This is a genomic window from Streptomyces sp. NPDC047315, from assembly GCF_040643215.1.
Lineage (GTDB): Bacteria > Actinomycetota > Actinomycetes > Streptomycetales > Streptomycetaceae > Streptomyces.
Window position 1 is genome coordinate 99,669 of the sequence record NZ_JBEYTZ010000026.1, and the last position, 17,116, is coordinate 116,784.

Here is a 17,116-nt window from a genome sequence, read left to right on the forward strand (position 1 = left end):
GCGGCCCAACCCCTGGACCCGAACAGATGGGAGAACAACCTCACATGACCCCGTACATCGTGATGCGCCCCCTGATCCACCAGAGCGACGCCGACTTGATGAACCTGCGAAACGAGGCTAACGAGATCTTGGACGAACGAAACAGGGCAGCGCTGCCGGGCAAAGTCCTGAAGGCCGTGGAGACCGTTCTCATGGAGAACGAGCCCGGGGCTCCTGCACCAGTGTTCGCCGAGTTCAGCACCGACGAGCAGGACGACGGATTCTGCTGGGACATTCGCGACCCGATGGTCACCCTCGCCGACGGCAGCACCCGCACCCTCGACCTATCCGACCATCACCCCAGCCTGGGCACCGCACTGGGCGACTACTCGTCGTCGGTTGAGCCGAACGACAGCAGCACTCTTCTGGTCACGTTCGAGCCGCTCGCCCTGGAGCCCTCCATCTGATCCCCCGGGGCCGCCACCGCGCGGCCCCGGGGCGCGACGCAAGCACCACCCGTATGACCACATCCCGGCCGGAGAGCACCGCGCCGAACCCCCGAACGAAGGAACACCGTGACCTCTGCTGTCAGCCACGCGACCACCGCCGCGGCGCTCGCCGCGCTCCTCCCCGCCCGCCGGCGCCAGCCGTGGCAGGTCGGCCCCGCCGGATACGGCGTCCGCCCCAACGCTGCGACTTCCCGCATCGCCAACGGGGACCGCGCCCTGATCATCGCCGAGTCGGGAGGCGTGATCGAGGTGTTCGTCGACGAGGCGGGCACGTTCCCCGTCGCCCCCGAGGTCGTCGTCAGCGCCACCTCTCCCGACCCCGTCGCCGACCTCGCCCGGGGCATCCTGCACACCGTTCTTCCCAGTCTGGAGCGGCGGGCCGCCAGCGCCACCATCCACGCGCACGGGTGGCAGCAAGTCCTGGTAGACGCGGCCCCCAACCTGATCGAGGTGGGGTTTGCCCTCGTCGACCACGGCGCGCACCCCAACCCCGTGCAGCGCCCGCACGGGCACGGCTACGGCTTGGAGTGGACGACCAGCAGCGGCGCCGACTGGAGCCTGTGGGTCCTCACCCCGAGCGGGAACCTCACCCTCACCTACGAAGGCCCCCTAAGCGGCCTGTACGGCGTCCTACCGACCCTGCTGCCCCCCGCCGAAGGGTACGGCGCGACGGACGCCGGAAGCGCCTTCACCCGGCACCTCAGCGACCGCTACCCGCAACTCCGCCCCCTCAACGACCACGAGGTGGAGTTCGGCCGCCAGCGCAACGCGGTCGGACACATCAGCCTGCCCGCGTCCGACGAGCCCACCGACACCGCCGACGACGCCCGCCGCGTCGTCGCCGAGGCACGCCGCCTCGGCACCGACTTGCTGCTCACCGCCGTCCCGCACCTGGTCTGACCCTCGCCCCACCGGCCGCGCCCCCGCCACCCCCGGGGCGCGGCCCCTCGAAAGGCCCCGACATGACGACCACCGTCACCACCCCCGCCCCGACCCGCGCCGAACGTATCGCCGCCCGTCTCCCCGAACGCGCCGGCGCCCCCTGGACCGTCGCCCCCTACAACGCGTGGTGGACCGCCCGGTACCCCGCCGCCCGCCTCGTCCAAGGCAGCCGCGCCCTCATCCTCGTTGCCCGCACCTGGGAAACACAGATCGGCTGGCAGCTCCCCGACCGCGAACCGACCCGCCCCGACCTCCACATCGACAGCATCAACCCGACCGTCATCGCCCGGGAGACGCTGCGCCTGGTCCTGCCCGTCCTCGACGACGAGGCCGCCGGGCGCGCCACGGGCGACGGCCGCCGCGTGGCGGGCCGGCTGGAACTGCTGAACGAGATCGGGCACGCGCTGCGCCCCCAAGGCGCGGCGACGTACAACCGGATCGGCCTCTTGGAGAACACGTCGACCCTGGCATGGGGCGCGCCGTCGGGCGCCCGGTACTCCGTCACCCTGCACGGCACGAACCCGGTCGCCGACGTCCAGATACAGGGCCCGGTGCGCGCCGTCGAGAAGGCCGCGACCTACTTCCTGCCCCCGCCGGCCCGCGGCCCGCGGCCCGACGTCTCCCACGTCCGGGGCCGCCTGCAACGGCGCCTGGCCGCCGTACTCGCCCGACACGTGCCCGTCGAGCAGACCGACAAGGGCGGACTCGTCTTCGGCACCCGGCCCGGGCCGTACGGGTACGCCACCCCGGCCCTCGACCCCATCTCCCGCGCACACGACACGACCCCGGCGTCCGTCAACGTCCACGGCGTCGGCGTCGACTTCCTCATCTCCCTCGCCCCGCAGCTCTGCCACTGACCCCCGGGGCGCCCCGACACCAGGGGCGCCCCCGAACACTCCGGAAGGACACCCCGATGGGCTCTGCCCGCCTCACCCCGATCTTCGCCCTGAACCAGGCCATCACACAGTTGCACGCCGCAGCGGAAGCGATGCTGCCGCTCATCAGCGCGACCCTGCGCGCCCAGTTCCCGACCGGCGCCTACCTGGTCCTGACCCGGCCCGGCTACGACGGCACCGGACACTGGCCGCTGCGCCTGCACTCCATCCGCGACGCCCAGCGCCAGGCCGTGTACGACTTCCGCACGTGGACGGACCACAACACGCTGCTCCCGCCCGTACCGAAGCAGATCGTCGTGCTGTGGGGGTACGCCGACCCGCGCGACGCGAGGGACATCGAGCGCCTGGTCCAACGCGTGGACGAGGTGAAGATGAACGAACTCATCGCCTTCCTCCCCGCGGAGCTGCGCACGGACGCCGAACTCGAAGCGGAGAGCAGGGGCGACCGTACGCCGCTGGGTATCCCGCTCGCCGCAGGCGCCTGCGCGCTGCACGGCGAACAGTGCCCGGCGGGCGGTCACATCAAGCTGCGCCCCGACTGCACCGGCGGGCAGTCGTGACGCTGCGCCCCGCCCCGCCCGAGGACCTCGCCACCCTGAACGCCCTACTCGGCCCCGGCCTGCCCGGGACGGTCGTTGCGGCCCTCGACGCCGCCGAGGTACACCGCGAAACCCGCAGCGGACAGCACACGACCGAGGCGTTCGGCCGGTACTGCCGGATCGCCGTGCCGGCGCTGCTGCGCCGCCTCCTCGCCGTGGAGACCGCACTCCTCACGGTGCGGACCAAGGTCGCGGAGCACGTCGCCGCCCACGACCGGGGCGACGACCCGACGGCCGGTGACCTCCTCGCCGGCCTCCAGCGCGCGGGAATCGACCTGCGTGCCGAAGTCGACGACGCCGCCGCCGTCCTCGACGCCGAAGCACACGCCGCGGCGACCGGCTGACCACAGCCGCCTCTTCGGGGCGCCGGCGACACAGGCCGGCGCCCCACCACGCCCGGCCCCGCGGAGTCCCGCGGGCCGGGCGTTCCCGCTCCTGGAACGGCCGCTGTAACGCCTTCTGCCGTCCCGCCGTTCCCCCTGGCATGAGCACCCACGACAAGACCGCGCACGGCCCGGACAACGGCACGTTCGGGAAGTACGTCACCCTGACCGCAGAAGCCACCGTCAACGGCGAGCAGATCAAGGTTCAGCAGCAGGTAGCCCGCGCTCTCTGGCAGCGCATCCTTGAGGATTCCTCGTTCTTCGAGGACTACAAGCGGATCCTGCTCGACCACCTTGCCGTTGCCGTGGCGAGCCACCTCGAGCCGACCATCACCGTGGAGCAGTCGCCGGCCGCGGTCAGCGACGCCGTGTCTGCTGTGCTGGCGCGCGCCGACACGGGAATGCGGAACGAGCCCGATTCGGAGCGCCGCCCGTCATTCGAACTAGAATCCGAAGCGTGAGCAGCAGCGCCCCGACAGACTCCCCGGCCGCCGTCGAGCCGGCCCCGTTCGACCCCTACGACTTCCCGTCCGACCTGCTCGCGGCGCAGCGCACGGCCGCCGAGTTGTTCGCCGCCCTCCACGAGCTCCAGGCGCGCCTTCCCTGGTCCCGGGAACCGCACCCGGGCTGGCCGGAGGAGACCGAACGGGGCAGGGAGCGCCCCGGGCGGCCCGCGTCGCCCGGCTGGCCCGAGAAGGACGCGGCCGAGTACGACCGGCTCTTCGAAGAGCTGCGGGAAGCCACGGCCACGGTCCAGTGCCACCGGTGGTGGGCGCGGTGCAAGAAGGAAGGCGCGGCCCTGGTCGACGCCCGGCAGAAGCTCAAGCACGCGAAGGGCGCCGTCCCCCCGGCCCCCGGGGGCGCCGGCGCCGCGACCTGACCCCGTCGTGGCGCTCGGCCCCGGCCTCGTGCTGGGGCCGGGCCTCAGCGCGAGACGCAAGGAGCGGCCGTCCGTACGGTCCGCGGCCATGCTCACCGCAGAGACACCCCGTACCCGAACCGCCGCGCACTCAGAGCCTGCCCCGGCCCACGGCGGCCGGGCCACGGCATCGACGGAGACCGAGGCACGGTTGCATCTGGTGCCGGTCCGGCAGAGGGACGCCAAGGAGTTCGTCGCCGCGTGGCACCGGCACCACAAACCGCCCCCGGGTGCCGTGTTCGCTGTCGGGGCAGCAGACCAGGACGGGACTCTGCGTGCCGTGGCCATCGCCGGCCGCCCCATAGCCCGGCACTTCGACGACGGCCAGACCCTTGAGGTCACGCGGACTGCGACGGACGGCGTACGCAACGCCAACAGCTTGTTGTACGGCGCGGCCTGGCGGGCGGCGAAGGCGCTCGGGTACACGCGGCTGATCACGTACACGCAGGAAGGCGAGTCGGGGGCCAGCCTGCGCGGGGCCGGCTGGACAGTGGTTGCGCAACGACGTCCCCGGCCCGGCTGGAACTGTGCAAGCCGCCCCCGCGCAGCGCACGGCACGGAGAACACAGCGCGCACCCTCTGGGAGGCGGTAACAGCCGCTGTCGGCTGACCGCCGGGCACGCCTACGACGGTCCGGGGCCGGAGCTACATGAGCGTCACGGCCAGGCCCAGGAAGAAGACACCGAGGGTCAGTTCCACGTTGAGCAGGCGTTGGCCGCTGCACCAGCGCAGGAACGGCTTTCCGCGCTGGGCTTCCGCCGCCCATCTGTCCTGCCGCAGCCAGGTGAGACACGCGCAGAGCAGATGCCCCACTCCGACCAGCGTGAAGAACAGCACGAACTCGTTCTCGTTGAGCATCGGGGAACTCCGCGGCCGTTGGTCATCAAGGCGCACCGAGTGTTGCACGACTCCCCCGCAGCAGGCTGCGGGTTCAGAGCCGGCTGGGGGCGATGAAGCGGCGGACCGCGGCCATCAGACCGAAAGCCAGGGCGAGACCGGCGAGATGGGAGCTGCCGAGGACGGCCTTGGCTGTGGCGCCGGCGAGGCTCTGTTCGTGGGCGATGATCTGCCCGGTGGCGTAGCAGGCTCCCCAGACGGTCAGCATGGTCACGGCGAGGATGGCGACGCGGGCACCGATGGGGAGCCACTCCGACCCCTTGGGCGGGTCGGTCTTGGTGCTGACGTGGGCGAGGTGCGCGGCCAGCGCTTGAGCACGGCTGCCCGCCGGGTGCCGGGGCATCCGACCGCATGAACAGTCGGCCCGGAAGCGGGCTGCGCCGGCGGCGGTGGAGGCGTCCTCGTCGATGACGAGTTCCGGCAGGTGGCGGCCGTCATCGACGCCGATCCGATCGAGCACGCTGCTCCCCTGTCAGTTCTGGTTCTGAGTGGCCGTGTCAACTGTGCCCGCCAGCGACGGCGGGACGTAAGCGTCGGCGCTCGTTCATTCTCCCCGCCTCGCCCCGAGCGCACCTCCGTGGCCGCGTTCCCTGCCGGCCTGGTGCTCGGGGCAGACGAGGAGATCAGCGCTGTGGCACGACGACGGACCGGCCCCACCGACGTGGTGAAGGCCATGGTCTACGACCGGGACGGTGGCGCCTGCGTGCGCTGCGGGACGCGGGAGAGCCTGACCATCCACCACCGGGTGAACCGCGGCATGGGCGGGGCGCGGGAGCCCTGGATCAACCAGGCGCACAACCTGCTGCTCGCCTGCACGGTGTGCAACGGATGGTTCGAGGACCACCCGCGGGCGTCGTACGAGGCGGGGTGGAAGGTGCGTCGCCCGCAGCTCCCCGGCGAGGTCCTGGTGCGCTACCCGGACGGCGGCGACTACCAGCTCACCCCGGATGGCGTTCGCACCACGACCGTGGCGGCCCGCCGATGAGGCGCCGCCAGTGCACCGCCGTACCGGCCGTGCTCACCTCGCAGTGGCGCTGTCAGCTCCCGGCCGGGCACGAGGGTGCGCACAAGGCGTCGTACTCCCAGAAGTCGACACGGCACTGCGAGTGGACTGGCGCCGGGACCCTCCCTGAGTGCGAGATCCTGCCCGGGGTCGTCCGCTACGACCGGCTGCCGCTCCTGACCGCGATCCGGATGTGGGGTATCGACGAGTGGTCGGTGTTCGCGGGAGTCGTCGTGCTGATGTTGTGGTCCTCGGGGCTGCTCGCGGCCGTCACGTTCGTCTCCCTGAGGCTGTGGCTGTAGGTGCGGCGCCAGCGTTCCGTCAGTATCGGCCGGTTCACCGCCAGCGTCTGGCCGGTGACGCCGTCGAGTCCGCCGCTGGTCTTCGGCTTCACGTGCGTGTTGCAGCGCACGTGGTACGCGGTGCCGTACGTGAAGGTCGTGTTCGGGCCGGTCGCCTTGGGGGTGTTCGTGGTGGAGTCGCGCACGGGGTGGGCCGGGTGCAAGCAGCGCCGTGCGGCGCGTTCTGCGGGAGAGGGGGTGTAGTGAGTGCGCGGGGCGAGTAGCGGGGCGTGGTCGGTGTCCGGGGGCGGCTCGCTCTGGCTTGTCAGAGGTGGCCGGTAACGTCGAAAGCATGACTCAAAGTGACATGTTGCGCACGGTCCGTATGTCTCCGGTGTGGGGGGTGGGGCAGGCGTGCCGCATCATCCACCTCCCGGGCGCCGGCGACGTCGTGCTCGAAGGCCCCGCCGACATCCTCGACACGATCCGGCTCGCCCCCTGCGGGGAGGTGCTCGGGGAGCAGCGGCCACTGGACCCCGCCGCAGTGGCGGCAGCGCTCGACTTCGTCCGTGTCCAACTCCAGGCGGCGTACGACGGGCCGGAGCTCGCCGTCCCTCCGCCTCGAGCGTAGCCACGGCAACGGCGGCTGGGCCGCGACCGCGCTTCCGCGACCCAGCCTCCGCGGCCGGCCTCAGCCCAGGCCGGCCCAAGCGCGTGCTGGCCGCCGGCAGGACGAACACCTGGTGCGTTCCGGCGCAGGTCACCACTGGTGCGGTGCACGCATTATCGAACACGAATGTCTCACTGCTGTACTCTAAGAGGTGCGCGCAGGCGTGGGGGTACCCCAGTCGGCGCGAGGCGCAGCATCGCGCCATAGGTTGAGATGGGAACAGCATCCATGCGCAAGGTTGGTACCCGCTTCTCGGCGGAGCTCCAGGAGCTCGACCCTGACGCCCTCCGCGCTGCGGCAGAACGCGCCGTGATGGAGGAGTTGGCGCCGATCGCCCGCCCCGACGAACGGCTCGAGCGAGCTGCCGAGATCATTCACCAGGCCGACGCCGAAATTGCACTGCACGTCCAGGAACGCGACGAGGCCGTGGCCTCCCTGTGGTTCTACGACCACGTCCTCGGCATCCCCGCCAAGGCTGGCATCAAGCCCAACGCCTACAGGGAGATCCTGAGCAGGGTCTTCTACGGCGGCATCGAACGAGTGCCCACCGAGAGCGGGCGGATTCCGCTGCGGCCCATCCCCGACCTTCCGCTGCCCGAGCTGGCGGAGGCAGCTCGGGAGGCCGGGGTGCCGGTCGTCAAGGACGCCGCCAAGAAGTTGCCGCGGCTGGCCACCGTGGTCATCGAAGCACGCGCCCGCCGCGCCGCGGCCGTGGTGTTCATGCGGAATGCCGCGCTCGCCCTGTCGGAGGAGCCGTACAACTGGAACGCACCGAGGATCGCTGCTGTTGCCGGCGTCTCGAGGAAGCTGATCAGCCAACAGCAGATCACGGCCCGTCGCGAGCGCGACGCCAAGAACTGACCGACCAGACCGACACAGGCCGGCCCCGAGCGTCTCCGGGGCCGGCCTTTGCCATGTCCGCAGACGGCCCCGAATCCCCTTCTCGCCCGGTGCCCAAATCCCCGGCGTCCAGAAACCCGGCTCCCGGGAACTCGGTCGCCAGCGATCAGGGCGCCGCTCCTCCGGTCACCGGGCCGCTGGGCGCCTTAAGTAACAAGATCAAGCACCACAATGAAGTAAGAGTTCCGATGCCTTCGCTGCGCTCAGGCATCGGCGCGCATCGCCTCCGAACGCGCTCGAACCGGCCCTCAGCGCGCCAGCCGGGACGAGGCGACGAGCAGCCGGGTGTCACAGAATCCGGCCGACGGCGTTCCCTCAGACATGACGCCGCGAACGACGCTCCCGCCGAACCTGACCCGGCACTTCTACGAGACCCGCCGAGCGTTCCTCCGAGCCGCCGGACAGGACCCCACCCCGTGGTACCGCCTCACCCGGGCAGAGCGCACGGTGGTGGAGTCGGAGATGACGCTCTTCCGGGAAGCGATACGGCGGGCCGAGGCGGAACAAGACCTGCTCGCCAGCCTCGACGCCCGCCTAGCCCCCGCCGTCGACGAGCCGGCCACCACAGGCGCTGAGGAACCCGTGGCCGCCGACGACGCCACCGAGGACTGCCCACGCCCCAGTCGTGCCGCGGTCGCCGCACTCCTCAACCCGAGCGATGCGCCGGGCGAGCCTCTCGACGTCGCGTTGGACCCCGACAGCGGCAGGGAGAAAGCCGCGGAGGGCGAGATCGCCTCGCTCCTGGAGAGCGCGGTCGCCGACCTCTTCGACGGGATAGTCCCGAACGGCCCGCTCACCTTCAGCTGTCCCTCGATCAAGCTCGACGCCCTGCTGCGCGAGCAGCCCCCGCCCCCTCACTGCTGCCGTGCTTTCGGGGCGCGACACCCCCTCGCTGCCGACGAGGTGTAACAAATTTCGGCGCGCGACGTACTACAGAGTGCGGCTGGCGCTCCGCCCCCGACATCCCCCCGGGGAACGAGCGCTCCAGCAGCACCCCCCGGCCGGGGTGACGGCCCTGCTCCACCTCCCCGGTGCAGGGCCGCCCCCGGCGCAGACTTCCGGCACGGGCGTCACCCCTGACAGGCAGCGGGCGACACGATTCATGCGACTGCCGGAACCGCGGCCTGGCCGATGCCAGCGTGAGACTCGGCCAGGCCGCGACACTAGATCCCCCCGGGCGGCACCTTCCCGCCCATGCCCCGCACGCAGCCCCTGCCCTCGAGCTCCCGCGTCGTCCCCGCACGCGAGGAGTTGAACAGGGCGCGCCGGCCCGGAGTCATCTCCCGCGACGCCTCCAACGTCGCCGACATCCTGCTCCGCGCCCCCGTAGAGGCCCGGCGGAACGCCTTCAAACGCGACCTCACGGCCCGCGAGCGTCCGTACGTCCTGCGGGAGGTCGAGCGGGTCACCGGCTCGCTGTACGGCCTGTGGAGGGATTCACCGTCCGGGTTCGTCGAGGACGTTCTCGGCGAGAGCCTGTGGTGGAAGCAGCGCGCCGTCCTCGATGCGATCGTCGACCACAAGCGGGTCGCTGTTCCGGCAGGGTTCGGCGTGGGCAAGACCCACCTTGCTGCCAGAGCAGCACTCTGGTTCGCCAACGTGTATCCGGTCGGGACAGCGTTGGTGATCACCACGGCGACCCGGTTCCGGCAGGTTCAGCGGCAGCTCTGGCCGCACATCCGGAAGATCGTGCCCCGTGCTGGTCTGCCCGGCTTCTGCGACACCGTCCAGTACAAGATGCCCACGCGTGAGGGGCACGACTTCGTGGCCGCGTACGGGTTCTCCGCCCCCGCGAACGACGAGGCGGCGATGCAGGGCATCCACATGGCCCACATCCTCCTCATCGTCGACGAGGCGGGCGGTATCGCCCCGATGATCGGCCACGGCACCAACAACCTCCTCACGGGCGGGCACGCGGCCATGCTCGCGATCGGGAACCCGGCGATGGACGACCCGGCCTCGTGGTTCGAGGAACTGTGCCTGGAGGGCGACGACCCAGAAGAGCCCACCACCATCACCATCCCGATCTCCGTGCTCGACTCCCCCGCCATCACACGCGAACGAGTCCCGTACTGCACCGACTGCCCACCCAACCCGAACGACGTCCACACCCTGGCCCGGCACATGCCGGACCAGGACTGGGTGGACCGCACCATCCGCTCGTACGGGGAGGACCACCCGTACGTGGTGGCGAAGGTCTTCGCACGCTTCCCCAAGGGCGGCGGCGGCATCGCTATCCCGCCGAGCTGGGTAGAGGCCGCAATGTCGTACGAGGACCCGACCGGCGACGGCTGGCACCGGATCTGTGACCTCGGCCTGGACGAGGAGCACGCGGAGCACACCGTCCGCGAAGGCGCCTGGGTCCGCCTGGGCGTGGATGTGGCCGCGGACGGCGGCGACGAGTTCACCGTGTACCGATGCGTCGGGGACGCGATCGAGTTCCGGCACGCGTCCGCCGGCGCCGCGAACGACAACCAGGTGACCGTCGCCGAGGTCATCCTGGAGGAGATCCACGCGGCGCAGCGCCTCGCTGACGCGTTGAAGTCCCCGCACCCGGTGCGGGTCAAGGTGGACCAGAACGGGATCGGTCACGGTGCGGTCAGCATGTTGCAGCGGTGGGCGGAGACGGGGCGGCACCGCGCGCAGATCGTGGGCGTGATGGTGTCGGAATCACCGGAGCAGGACGACCCCGGGGCCGTGATGCGGCCGTGGCGGAAGCGAGACGAGATGTGGTTGGCCACCCGATCGCTGTTGCAGCCCGATCCGTCGTCGGGTCGTGGCCGGCTGCGGCTCCACGTCGACAAGAAGGCCGCCACGCAGCTCTCCACCCCGAAGCTGCTCACCCGGACGAACGGGTACACCGAGATCGAGTCGAAGAAGGCGATGCGGGCCCGCGGCATGAAGTCGCCCGACCGAGCTGAAGCCGTCCTCCTGTCCGTGTACGAGCCCGAGCCGATCAACCCGCCGCGCCGCCGCGGACTCCTCAACTAGAGCCCGATCGACGTTTCCCCGCCGATCGGCGGGAACGTCGACTGGTACCGTGCAGCAGCAGGACTGCTGCTGCCTTCAGGGAAGCAGCAAGGGCCCAACTCTGGCGGTCACCAGAGCCAGGCCCTCACGCAGGTCACGAGCCCGGTCGCGCCCCAAGAGACCGGGCTCGCTGCATGCGTAGCCACTGGTCCCGACCGGCCCTTCGCCGCGAGCACCCGGTTATCGGGCGGGCCATCCCGCGATGGCCCGCCGCTCCGATCCCGACCAACGAGATCTGGCCGCGGCGCACCGATGCAATCGAACTAACACGGCGATGTTGCATCGAGCAGCGGCAGGAGGCGGCAGTATTTAGGGCATGAGCACGCTCGTCCAACACCTCAGCGCCAGCGATGACCGCTCGACGCCCACGGCCGCGCTCACCGCCGTCCCCTCAACCGCGACCGCAGTCCTCGAGCTGGAGCGCGTCCTCGACGTGTTCCGCACGGTCAACCGCAAGGCCAAGGACGTCATGTCCGACAGCCGCCTTCAGCAGCTCGAATGGGTCGCCTCCGAACTCGCGATAGCGCTTCCGCTCGGGCTCTCGGAGACCGCCAGCGACTCCCTCAAAGACCTCCTTGCCCCCGACGCCGTCCACGCCTACCTGCTCCTCGGGCGCGGCGGATTCCTACGGACCATGGGGACGGTGTCCAACCCCGCCAGCGTCGACGCCTCCGAGCGCATCCGGATCTACTGCCTGGAGGCGTTCGCCCGGCAGGCCCGGATCCCGTTCGAGGCCCCCGACATGCCGCCGATGACGCTCCGCCCAACGGTCTCGCCCCGGTTCGGCGACCTCATCACCGAGCACCTGGAGGACGACGCGGCCTCCTGGCCCGAGACAGACCGGCCGGACACCATCGTGCGCAGCCTGGCCATGTGGGGCGTCATGCGCGACGCCCTCCCGCGCCTCGGAGAGTTGGAGTCCATGCTGCTCGACGACCTGACGCTGACCGAGGAGACCAGCACCCTCGCCCTGATCCGCCAGCCCCAGGGCGGACTCCGCGGACGGATGCCCGAGCCGGAGATCGCCGCCCTGTCCCCGGACACCGCGCGCCGCCTGGTCGACTGGCTGGAGCGCCGGAACAGGCTAGTCGCACGGCTTCAGGGCGGAGCCCCGAGGCACCTGTGGCTGTCGACCCCGCCGCACCCCGACGCCGGCGTACCGATCACCCGCCGCGGCATCAGCAAGTGGTACAAGAAGGCCGCAGACGCCGTGCAAATCAAGCAGGACGCCGCCGGCGTCCCCGAGGAGGACCTGGTCCCCACCAGGTGGGAGACGATGCGCCGCACCCTCCTCGCGCAGCGCCAGGCAGCAGAGGCACCGCGTAGGGCGACCGCGCGGCGCGGCCAGCCACGGTAGAGGAGCGGGAACCACGGTGCCCGACACCGTGAGGGCCCTCCCCGGCTGGACGTCGCCGAGAACGAGCACCACGCCCCGGCCCGCCCCAGTACGCTGCTGCCCATGGCGTTGACCTCCCTTGCAGACGCGTACGACCTTGAGCGAGTACGAGAAACACCCGCCGCCGGCATCGACGTCATGGCGCAGGTCGCCGCGTTCGAGGAGCGGAAGCAGGCGCACCCGGACCGCAACCACTGGTCCCCCTTCGACCAGAACGACCCGGGAGACGACGGCCCCATCGAGGTCCTGGACGGTGATCTCGACCGATGGCGCCGGCTGAAGACCGGCCCCCACCGCGGCATGTGGCGCATGGCCGGCTTCTCCCCCTCCCAGCACGAGGCGCGCGCCGGGGAACCCCAGCCCTGGCAGCAGCTCGCCTACCACTACGGCCCGCTGACCGAAGCGACCGACGAGGACCTCCGCCCGTGAGTATCGACGACCTCCTCGGCCCCGGCACCGCCGCCGTAGTGAAGGCACGCCACAACCTCGAGACCACGGCAGCGCAAGTCGTCGAGATGGCCCGCGACGTGAAGGACTTCGGGCCGATGGGCACCGAGGAACTCCCCGCGGCCGTCGCCGCGCTCGAGTCCTCCGAGTACGTCGACGAGGACGAAGCAGCTGCCCGCTGGGTCTCCCGGGCGTTCACCGCGACGCCCGCCGACCTCCTCACGACAGGCGAAGCCGGGCTCGCGTTCGGCGGAGCCATGTTCATGCTGCGCACCGCACTCCACAACCTCGACAACGCCCTAGCGGCTCTCGACCGGCCGGGCCCGACCGCCCCCGGCGGGACCTTCTCCGCCTGACCCGCCCGTCGGGACGGGCGTGACCGAGAGCGCCCGCTCTCGACCCGATCCCAGTAGCCCGCGCAGCTCGCAGGCGTACTCCCGCGCTCCTTTTTCAGCCAGCTTCGCGTGTTGAGGAGACCACCGTCGGGCCCGCCGGGTATCGTGCCGAGTGCACGGCCACGCACAGGCCCAAGCCGGCCTCAGCCCATGACTGGGAGCGATCTGAGGCGAAGGTGCCAGGACCAGGAAGGTCCCAGCGCATCAGTGCGGACAGCACCACCAACCTCTCGGTATGCCCGCGCAGCACCACGTTCTCCGCGCGTGCACCGGGTCATGGGTAACCGCTGCACGCCACTGGGAGATGCTGTGGTCAAGAAGCACGGGAAGAAGTCGCGCGCCAAGAGGAAGGCGCAGCGCGCCGGGGCCTCGCACGCATCGGCAGCCGCGGGAACTCTTCACACCCACGAGCCCTTGCCGGACATGACCGGCCTCGGGGAACTCCCGTACGCCGCCGGCAAGGAACTCGACACCGACCTCGCCGCGCGGCTGGTGGCCGCGTGCCGGACGGCCTGCAAGCCCTGCCAGACGTCGCTGGCGCAGAAACTCCGCACCGAACACCGCCCGACCCTCGCCGCGCTCGCCGGAGCCGTCTACGGCGAACTCGCGGGCATCAGGCCCGGCGCGTTCGCCTCGTCCACCTCCCGGTCATGGGCCCCACTGGCCCGGGCGGCGAACGCCGGGGAAGGCGACCGGGGCGCAGCCCTGGCCGCCGTGGAGGCGATGGATGACGAGGCCGCCTCCGACCTCCTGGAGGACGCGCTCGACCACTGGGCGATGGGCACCCCTCTCCCCGCCGACCTCGTCGACAAGCTGGCGACGGCACCGCCGAGGCAGCGGCCGGCCGACCCCATGGACACCTTCCGCGCGGCCGGGATCAAGGTGGTCACGCTCGACGACCTCGACCTGGGCGACGACGTCGACACCTACTACCTGGCTCCGAACTACGGCGTGCTGCTGATGAAGACGGACGCGCCGGACGGCCAGCCGATGCCGATGCTCGTGTTGTACCCGGAGACCGACGACGCCGGGATCGAGGACCTGGAAGCCCGCACCGACTGGGAGCACTGGGGCCTGCACGGGATGCCGGACATGGACCCGCGCTGGCGGGTACGCGCCCGGATCTCCGACCGCTCCCTACAGGGCCTGGTCCACATCGGCCCAGACGGGAACGACGACATCGAACTGTGGCGGGCCGCCGAGACCGTCACCCTGCCGCAACACTGGTGGGACCTCCTCGACCGCGTCCAGCACGTCCTAGTCGCCGGGCCCGTAAAGGAGCCCGAGGCCCCCGGGGCTCTGGCAGCCGCCGGGGACGCGGGCGAACTCCTGGCCGTCGTCGCACGCGTGAGCTTCCACTGATGGCCGCCCGCGCCCGCCGCGCCCGCCCCCAGCGCGAAGAGCGCAGGTACCTGCCCGGGATCGCCGACATCCGGATCTGCGGCGACGAGGCAACCATCCGAAAGGTCCTCGACGTCCTGGACGCCGAGTTCCGCACCACCACCGCCCAGAAGTACAGCGGAGGCCAGCGTGCCTACCTCCAACTCGACACCGGATGCACCGACCCCGACGCGGACTGAGACCGCCTCACTTCCGGTCGAATTTGTAGAACTTTCCCAGGTCAAGGGGCCACAACAGCGGCACCGCCCGGCGCGCGCGTACCCGCGCCCGGCGGTGCCGGGAGCCGCAGTCAGGCGAAGGCCGCCGGCCCCTGCTCTGGGCGATCGAGGAGACTTCAGATGCACGAGGAAACCCCACCCCCCGCCCCGGACATGCCGAACGACCTCAGCGCCGGCGTGGTCTGGCTCCGCCCCGAGTACCGGGACCGCGCAGACGAACTGGTCACCCTCTCCGAGGGCGCCGACCTGGTCGGTGTCACCCGCTCGGCCGTCTCCAACTGGGCCGCCCGCCATCAGAACTTCCCGCCGCTCGTCCTCCTCGCGGGAGCGCCGGGCAAACGGACCAAGTACGTGGTCCGCGCCGAACTGATCGAGTTCGCCCGCATCCAGCTGAACAGGCCGGTGGGACCCCGCGGCGGCGGGGACAACCGGCCGCACCGGCCGAGCACGCAGATCGCCGCCGACTCAGCCGCGCACTACGAGGCGCTGGTGACCAAGCTCGCCGAGCGCGAGCAGCGCCAGGCCGCGGCCCTGGACCGCACCCGGGCCGCCAGGCGGGCGGCCGAAGCGAAACTCGCCCAAGCCCGGGCCCGGCTCGCGGCCGAGGTAGACGCCGTCGCCCGCATCCGAGCGACCCCATGGAGGTCGCGGACGACCGGTACATCATGACCGCGGCCGGAGTCGGCAAGTCGAAGTACCACAAGCGCGGATGGGTGAACGGCCCGTACGTGACCCTCGACGTCTATCCCCTTCCCCCCCGCTTCCGTACCCAGGCCCGCGCGCTCGCCGCCGACCTCGTCGAGGCCCGCCCCCGCTGGCTCGACACCAGCGAGGCCGGGTGGAAACTCCTCAACGCCCTACGCGCCTACGCCGCGGACAGCACCAGTACGTGAGGACCGGCCGGCCAGCAACGGTAGTGCGCCCTACGGCGGGTCACTGACGTCCCTTCCGCTCGGCTTGTTTCTGGGCGGCTTCGGCGATCTTCGCGAGCGGGTTCCGTGCGCCTTGGCTGTCTTCCTCGTCGATGTACCCGATCAGGGCTTTCGAGCCGTCCTTCCAGCCGCCGTGGCGGCCGATGTCGACGATGTCCGCGCCCGCGGCGCGCGCGGACTTCACCCCGCCGCGGCGGAGCGAGTGCGTGGTCCACTTCCCTGCGCGGCCGGTGCGGCGGATGGCGCGTTCGACGAGGTCGGAGGCGGCGTCTTCCGTCATCCGGCCGGTGGGGTCTCCGATCGGCTTGCCGTGGCGGGTCATCGGCGGGGCCAGGTAGCCGTACCGGTCGATGCGCTGGAACAGCGGGTACTCGGTACGCCCCTCGCCGGCCAGTTCCTTGGCCAGGGCGCGGGCGAGCGCCCGTACCGCGCGTACCGCGCACAGGTCCGGGTCCGGGTCCAGCGGCACCTTCACCTTCTGCCACATTTTCGCCTTCTTCCGGTACACCCGGACCCTCAGCCCGCCTTCGGGGAGCCTGGTGAAGCTCTTGGGCCAGTTCAGCGGGACGAGTTCGCTGCCGCGGGAGAACAGGGCGTGCCCGAGCAGCAGCAGCGCCGCGTCCCGCTTCCCGACCAGGGTGGTGCGGTCGAGTGCGGCGAGCGCCTCGGCGAGGACCTCGCGGTCCACCGGGGACGCCTTGCGGGGCTCGGCGCGCGGGTCGAGGTCCTTCGACAGCTTGGCCCGGTAGCCGCGCACCACCTTCCGGGCGCCCATCGTGTCCGGCGGCTTGAAGCCGGCGGCCCGGTGCGAGGAGCGGATCGACGCGATGACCCGGTCCATCGAGCGCGGGCTGTAGGGCAGTCCGGTCTCCTCCCGGGGGGTGCGCTTGAGGTACGACAGGTACGCGGTCACGGTCTGCGGCGCGGCCGGCATCGACCGCCGGCCCACCGTCACGCACCACTGGGCGAACCGCAGCATGTCGCCGCCGTACGCCTGCTCGGTAGAGTCGGGGATGCCGGCCCGCACGTCTTCTTCGGCCTCGGGCGGAAGCCACGCGTCCGGGTCCGGCTCCTCGTCCTCGCCGTCGTCGTCGCCCAGGGCGGCTACCGTGCCGCGAGCGGTGATGGTCGGGAGCCATCCGCGGGGGGCTGCGATGGCCGGGAGCCAGTCGGCGACCTCCTCCCCGTCCACGATCTCCTCCTCGACCGGCTCCGGCCTTGAGGGGGTCACGCCGATACCCCGGGGCCGTGGCCGGCGTCCGCCTCGGCGCGGAACGGACCCCGCGGCAAGGGGCCCTGGACGGTCGCGTGGTGCGAGG

General features: G+C 71.4%; 24 protein-coding genes. 20 read left to right on the forward strand and 4 right to left on the reverse strand.

Annotation, left to right across the window (positions count from 1 at the left end; genetic code table 11):
* Positions 1–44 precede the first annotated feature (44 nt).
* The 8 genes from ABZ842_RS27565 to ABZ842_RS27600 all read left to right on the forward strand — a co-directional run bounded on the left by ABZ842_RS27565 (position 45) and on the right by ABZ842_RS27600 (position 4,837).
* A complete protein-coding gene (locus ABZ842_RS27565) occupies positions 45–446 on the forward strand; it encodes a hypothetical protein (protein ID WP_361542184.1) in 402 nt (133 codons plus the stop codon).
* 108 nt (positions 447–554) lie between these two features.
* Positions 555–1,388, forward strand: a complete 834-nt coding sequence (locus ABZ842_RS27570) for a hypothetical protein (RefSeq protein WP_361542187.1) — start codon at positions 555–557, stop codon at positions 1,386–1,388.
* Between the two features lie 62 nt (positions 1,389–1,450).
* The gene (locus ABZ842_RS27575) at positions 1,451–2,287 is read left to right on the forward strand and encodes a hypothetical protein (protein ID WP_361542190.1); all 837 of its coding nucleotides are present in this window, start codon (positions 1,451–1,453) and stop codon (positions 2,285–2,287) included.
* A gap of 56 nt (positions 2,288–2,343) precedes the next feature.
* Complete coding sequence (locus ABZ842_RS27580; RefSeq protein ID WP_361542193.1) at positions 2,344–2,886, forward strand: hypothetical protein; 543 nt, start codon at positions 2,344–2,346, stop codon at positions 2,884–2,886.
* Positions 2,883–3,269: a hypothetical protein gene (locus tag ABZ842_RS27585; RefSeq protein ID WP_361542196.1), complete on the forward strand. Its 387-nt coding sequence runs from the start codon at positions 2,883–2,885 to the stop codon at positions 3,267–3,269. Before ABZ842_RS27580 ends, ABZ842_RS27585 begins: the two co-directional genes overlap by 4 nt.
* 140 nt (positions 3,270–3,409) lie before the next feature.
* Positions 3,410–3,769 carry a hypothetical protein gene (locus ABZ842_RS27590; RefSeq protein WP_361542199.1) on the forward strand — a complete coding sequence of 120 codons (360 nt, stop codon included), beginning with the start codon at positions 3,410–3,412 and terminating at the stop codon, positions 3,767–3,769.
* Entirely contained in the window at positions 3,766–4,188 is a 423-nt protein-coding gene (locus tag ABZ842_RS27595) for a hypothetical protein (protein WP_361542202.1), read from the forward strand. Before ABZ842_RS27590 ends, ABZ842_RS27595 begins: the two co-directional genes overlap by 4 nt.
* A gap of 88 nt (positions 4,189–4,276) precedes the next feature.
* The gene (locus ABZ842_RS27600; protein WP_361542205.1) at positions 4,277–4,837 is read left to right on the forward strand and encodes an XF1762 family protein; all 561 of its coding nucleotides are present in this window, start codon (positions 4,277–4,279) and stop codon (positions 4,835–4,837) included.
* A 35-nt stretch (positions 4,838–4,872) separates the two neighbouring features.
* On the opposite strand, the gene ABZ842_RS27605 is transcribed toward ABZ842_RS27600, so the two are convergent.
* Positions 4,873–5,085, reverse strand: a complete 213-nt coding sequence (locus tag ABZ842_RS27605; protein ID WP_361542208.1) for a hypothetical protein — start codon at positions 5,083–5,085, stop codon at positions 4,873–4,875.
* A 73-nt stretch (positions 5,086–5,158) separates the two neighbouring features.
* On the reverse strand, positions 5,159–5,584 hold the full coding sequence (locus ABZ842_RS27610) for a hypothetical protein (protein WP_361542211.1): 426 nt from the start codon (positions 5,582–5,584) through the stop codon (positions 5,159–5,161).
* A 171-nt stretch (positions 5,585–5,755) separates the two neighbouring features.
* Between ABZ842_RS27610 and ABZ842_RS27615 the strand changes: the two genes are divergently transcribed.
* Positions 5,756–6,109, forward strand: coding sequence for an HNH endonuclease signature motif containing protein (locus ABZ842_RS27615; RefSeq protein WP_361542214.1), 354 nt, complete (start codon positions 5,756–5,758; stop codon positions 6,107–6,109).
* A 175-nt stretch (positions 6,110–6,284) separates the two neighbouring features.
* Here ABZ842_RS27615 and ABZ842_RS27620 read toward each other — a convergent pair whose 3' ends face one another.
* Entirely contained in the window at positions 6,285–6,614 is a 330-nt protein-coding gene (locus tag ABZ842_RS27620; protein ID WP_361542217.1) for a hypothetical protein, read from the reverse strand.
* A gap of 146 nt (positions 6,615–6,760) precedes the next feature.
* On the opposite strand from ABZ842_RS27620, the gene ABZ842_RS27625 reads away from it, so the two are divergent.
* The 11 genes from ABZ842_RS27625 (at position 6,761) to ABZ842_RS27675 (ending at position 15,758) form a co-directional block, all read left to right on the forward strand.
* Entirely contained in the window at positions 6,761–7,039 is a 279-nt protein-coding gene (locus ABZ842_RS27625) for a hypothetical protein (RefSeq protein WP_361542220.1), read from the forward strand.
* 267 nt (positions 7,040–7,306) lie between these two features.
* Positions 7,307–7,939, forward strand: coding sequence for a hypothetical protein (locus tag ABZ842_RS27630; RefSeq protein WP_361542223.1), 633 nt, complete (start codon positions 7,307–7,309; stop codon positions 7,937–7,939).
* A 360-nt stretch (positions 7,940–8,299) separates the two neighbouring features.
* Positions 8,300–8,887, forward strand: coding sequence for a hypothetical protein (locus tag ABZ842_RS27635; RefSeq protein WP_361542226.1), 588 nt, complete (start codon positions 8,300–8,302; stop codon positions 8,885–8,887).
* A gap of 285 nt (positions 8,888–9,172) precedes the next feature.
* Entirely contained in the window at positions 9,173–10,969 is a 1,797-nt protein-coding gene (locus ABZ842_RS27640; protein WP_361542228.1) for a hypothetical protein, read from the forward strand.
* Between the two features lie 355 nt (positions 10,970–11,324).
* The gene (locus ABZ842_RS27645) at positions 11,325–12,365 is read left to right on the forward strand and encodes a hypothetical protein (RefSeq protein ID WP_361542231.1); all 1,041 of its coding nucleotides are present in this window, start codon (positions 11,325–11,327) and stop codon (positions 12,363–12,365) included.
* A gap of 102 nt (positions 12,366–12,467) precedes the next feature.
* Entirely contained in the window at positions 12,468–12,833 is a 366-nt protein-coding gene (locus ABZ842_RS27650; protein WP_361542234.1) for a hypothetical protein, read from the forward strand.
* Positions 12,830–13,207 carry a hypothetical protein gene (locus tag ABZ842_RS27655; protein ID WP_361542236.1) on the forward strand — a complete coding sequence of 126 codons (378 nt, stop codon included), beginning with the start codon at positions 12,830–12,832 and terminating at the stop codon, positions 13,205–13,207. The genes ABZ842_RS27650 and ABZ842_RS27655 overlap by 4 nt, the downstream gene beginning before the upstream one ends.
* A 348-nt stretch (positions 13,208–13,555) precedes the next feature.
* The gene (locus ABZ842_RS27660) at positions 13,556–14,608 is read left to right on the forward strand and encodes a hypothetical protein (protein ID WP_361542238.1); all 1,053 of its coding nucleotides are present in this window, start codon (positions 13,556–13,558) and stop codon (positions 14,606–14,608) included.
* Complete coding sequence (locus tag ABZ842_RS27665; protein WP_361542241.1) at positions 14,608–14,826, forward strand: hypothetical protein; 219 nt, start codon at positions 14,608–14,610, stop codon at positions 14,824–14,826. The genes ABZ842_RS27660 and ABZ842_RS27665 overlap by 1 nt, the downstream gene beginning before the upstream one ends.
* Positions 14,827–14,985: 159 nt before the next feature.
* Positions 14,986–15,534, forward strand: coding sequence for a hypothetical protein (locus ABZ842_RS27670; protein ID WP_361542243.1), 549 nt, complete (start codon positions 14,986–14,988; stop codon positions 15,532–15,534).
* Positions 15,531–15,758 carry a hypothetical protein gene (locus ABZ842_RS27675; RefSeq protein ID WP_361542246.1) on the forward strand — a complete coding sequence of 76 codons (228 nt, stop codon included), beginning with the start codon at positions 15,531–15,533 and terminating at the stop codon, positions 15,756–15,758. The genes ABZ842_RS27670 and ABZ842_RS27675 overlap by 4 nt, the downstream gene beginning before the upstream one ends.
* 40 nt (positions 15,759–15,798) lie before the next feature.
* On the opposite strand, the gene ABZ842_RS27680 is transcribed toward ABZ842_RS27675, so the two are convergent.
* Positions 15,799–17,028, reverse strand: a complete 1,230-nt coding sequence (locus ABZ842_RS27680) for an integrase (RefSeq protein ID WP_361542249.1) — start codon at positions 17,026–17,028, stop codon at positions 15,799–15,801.
* Positions 17,029–17,116 lie beyond the last annotated feature (88 nt).

Excerpts from the sequence above, each read along its gene's own strand:
- ABZ842_RS27565 (WP_361542184.1), top strand. The coding sequence starts at position 45 with ATGACCCCGTACATCGTGATGCGCCCCCTGATCCACCAGAGCGACGCC.
- ABZ842_RS27575 (WP_361542190.1), top strand. The coding sequence starts at position 1,451 with ATGACGACCACCGTCACCACCCCCGCCCCGACCCGCGCCGAACGTATC.
- ABZ842_RS27580 (WP_361542193.1), top strand. The coding sequence starts at position 2,344 with ATGGGCTCTGCCCGCCTCACCCCGATCTTCGCCCTGAACCAGGCCATC.
- ABZ842_RS27590 (WP_361542199.1), top strand. The coding sequence starts at position 3,410 with ATGAGCACCCACGACAAGACCGCGCACGGCCCGGACAACGGCACGTTC.
- ABZ842_RS27600 (WP_361542205.1), top strand. The coding sequence starts at position 4,277 with ATGCTCACCGCAGAGACACCCCGTACCCGAACCGCCGCGCACTCAGAG.
- ABZ842_RS27605 (WP_361542208.1), bottom strand. The coding sequence starts at position 5,085 with ATGCTCAACGAGAACGAGTTCGTGCTGTTCTTCACGCTGGTCGGAGTG.
- ABZ842_RS27625 (WP_361542220.1), top strand. The coding sequence starts at position 6,761 with ATGACTCAAAGTGACATGTTGCGCACGGTCCGTATGTCTCCGGTGTGG.
- ABZ842_RS27630 (WP_361542223.1), top strand. The coding sequence starts at position 7,307 with ATGCGCAAGGTTGGTACCCGCTTCTCGGCGGAGCTCCAGGAGCTCGAC.
- ABZ842_RS27635 (WP_361542226.1), top strand. The coding sequence starts at position 8,300 with ATGACGCCGCGAACGACGCTCCCGCCGAACCTGACCCGGCACTTCTAC.
- ABZ842_RS27640 (WP_361542228.1), top strand. The coding sequence starts at position 9,173 with ATGCCCCGCACGCAGCCCCTGCCCTCGAGCTCCCGCGTCGTCCCCGCA.
- ABZ842_RS27645 (WP_361542231.1), top strand. The coding sequence starts at position 11,325 with ATGAGCACGCTCGTCCAACACCTCAGCGCCAGCGATGACCGCTCGACG.
- ABZ842_RS27650 (WP_361542234.1), top strand. The coding sequence starts at position 12,468 with ATGGCGTTGACCTCCCTTGCAGACGCGTACGACCTTGAGCGAGTACGA.
- ABZ842_RS27665 (WP_361542241.1), top strand. The coding sequence starts at position 14,608 with ATGGCCGCCCGCGCCCGCCGCGCCCGCCCCCAGCGCGAAGAGCGCAGG.
- ABZ842_RS27670 (WP_361542243.1), top strand. The coding sequence starts at position 14,986 with ATGCACGAGGAAACCCCACCCCCCGCCCCGGACATGCCGAACGACCTC.
- ABZ842_RS27675 (WP_361542246.1), top strand. The coding sequence starts at position 15,531 with ATGACCGCGGCCGGAGTCGGCAAGTCGAAGTACCACAAGCGCGGATGG.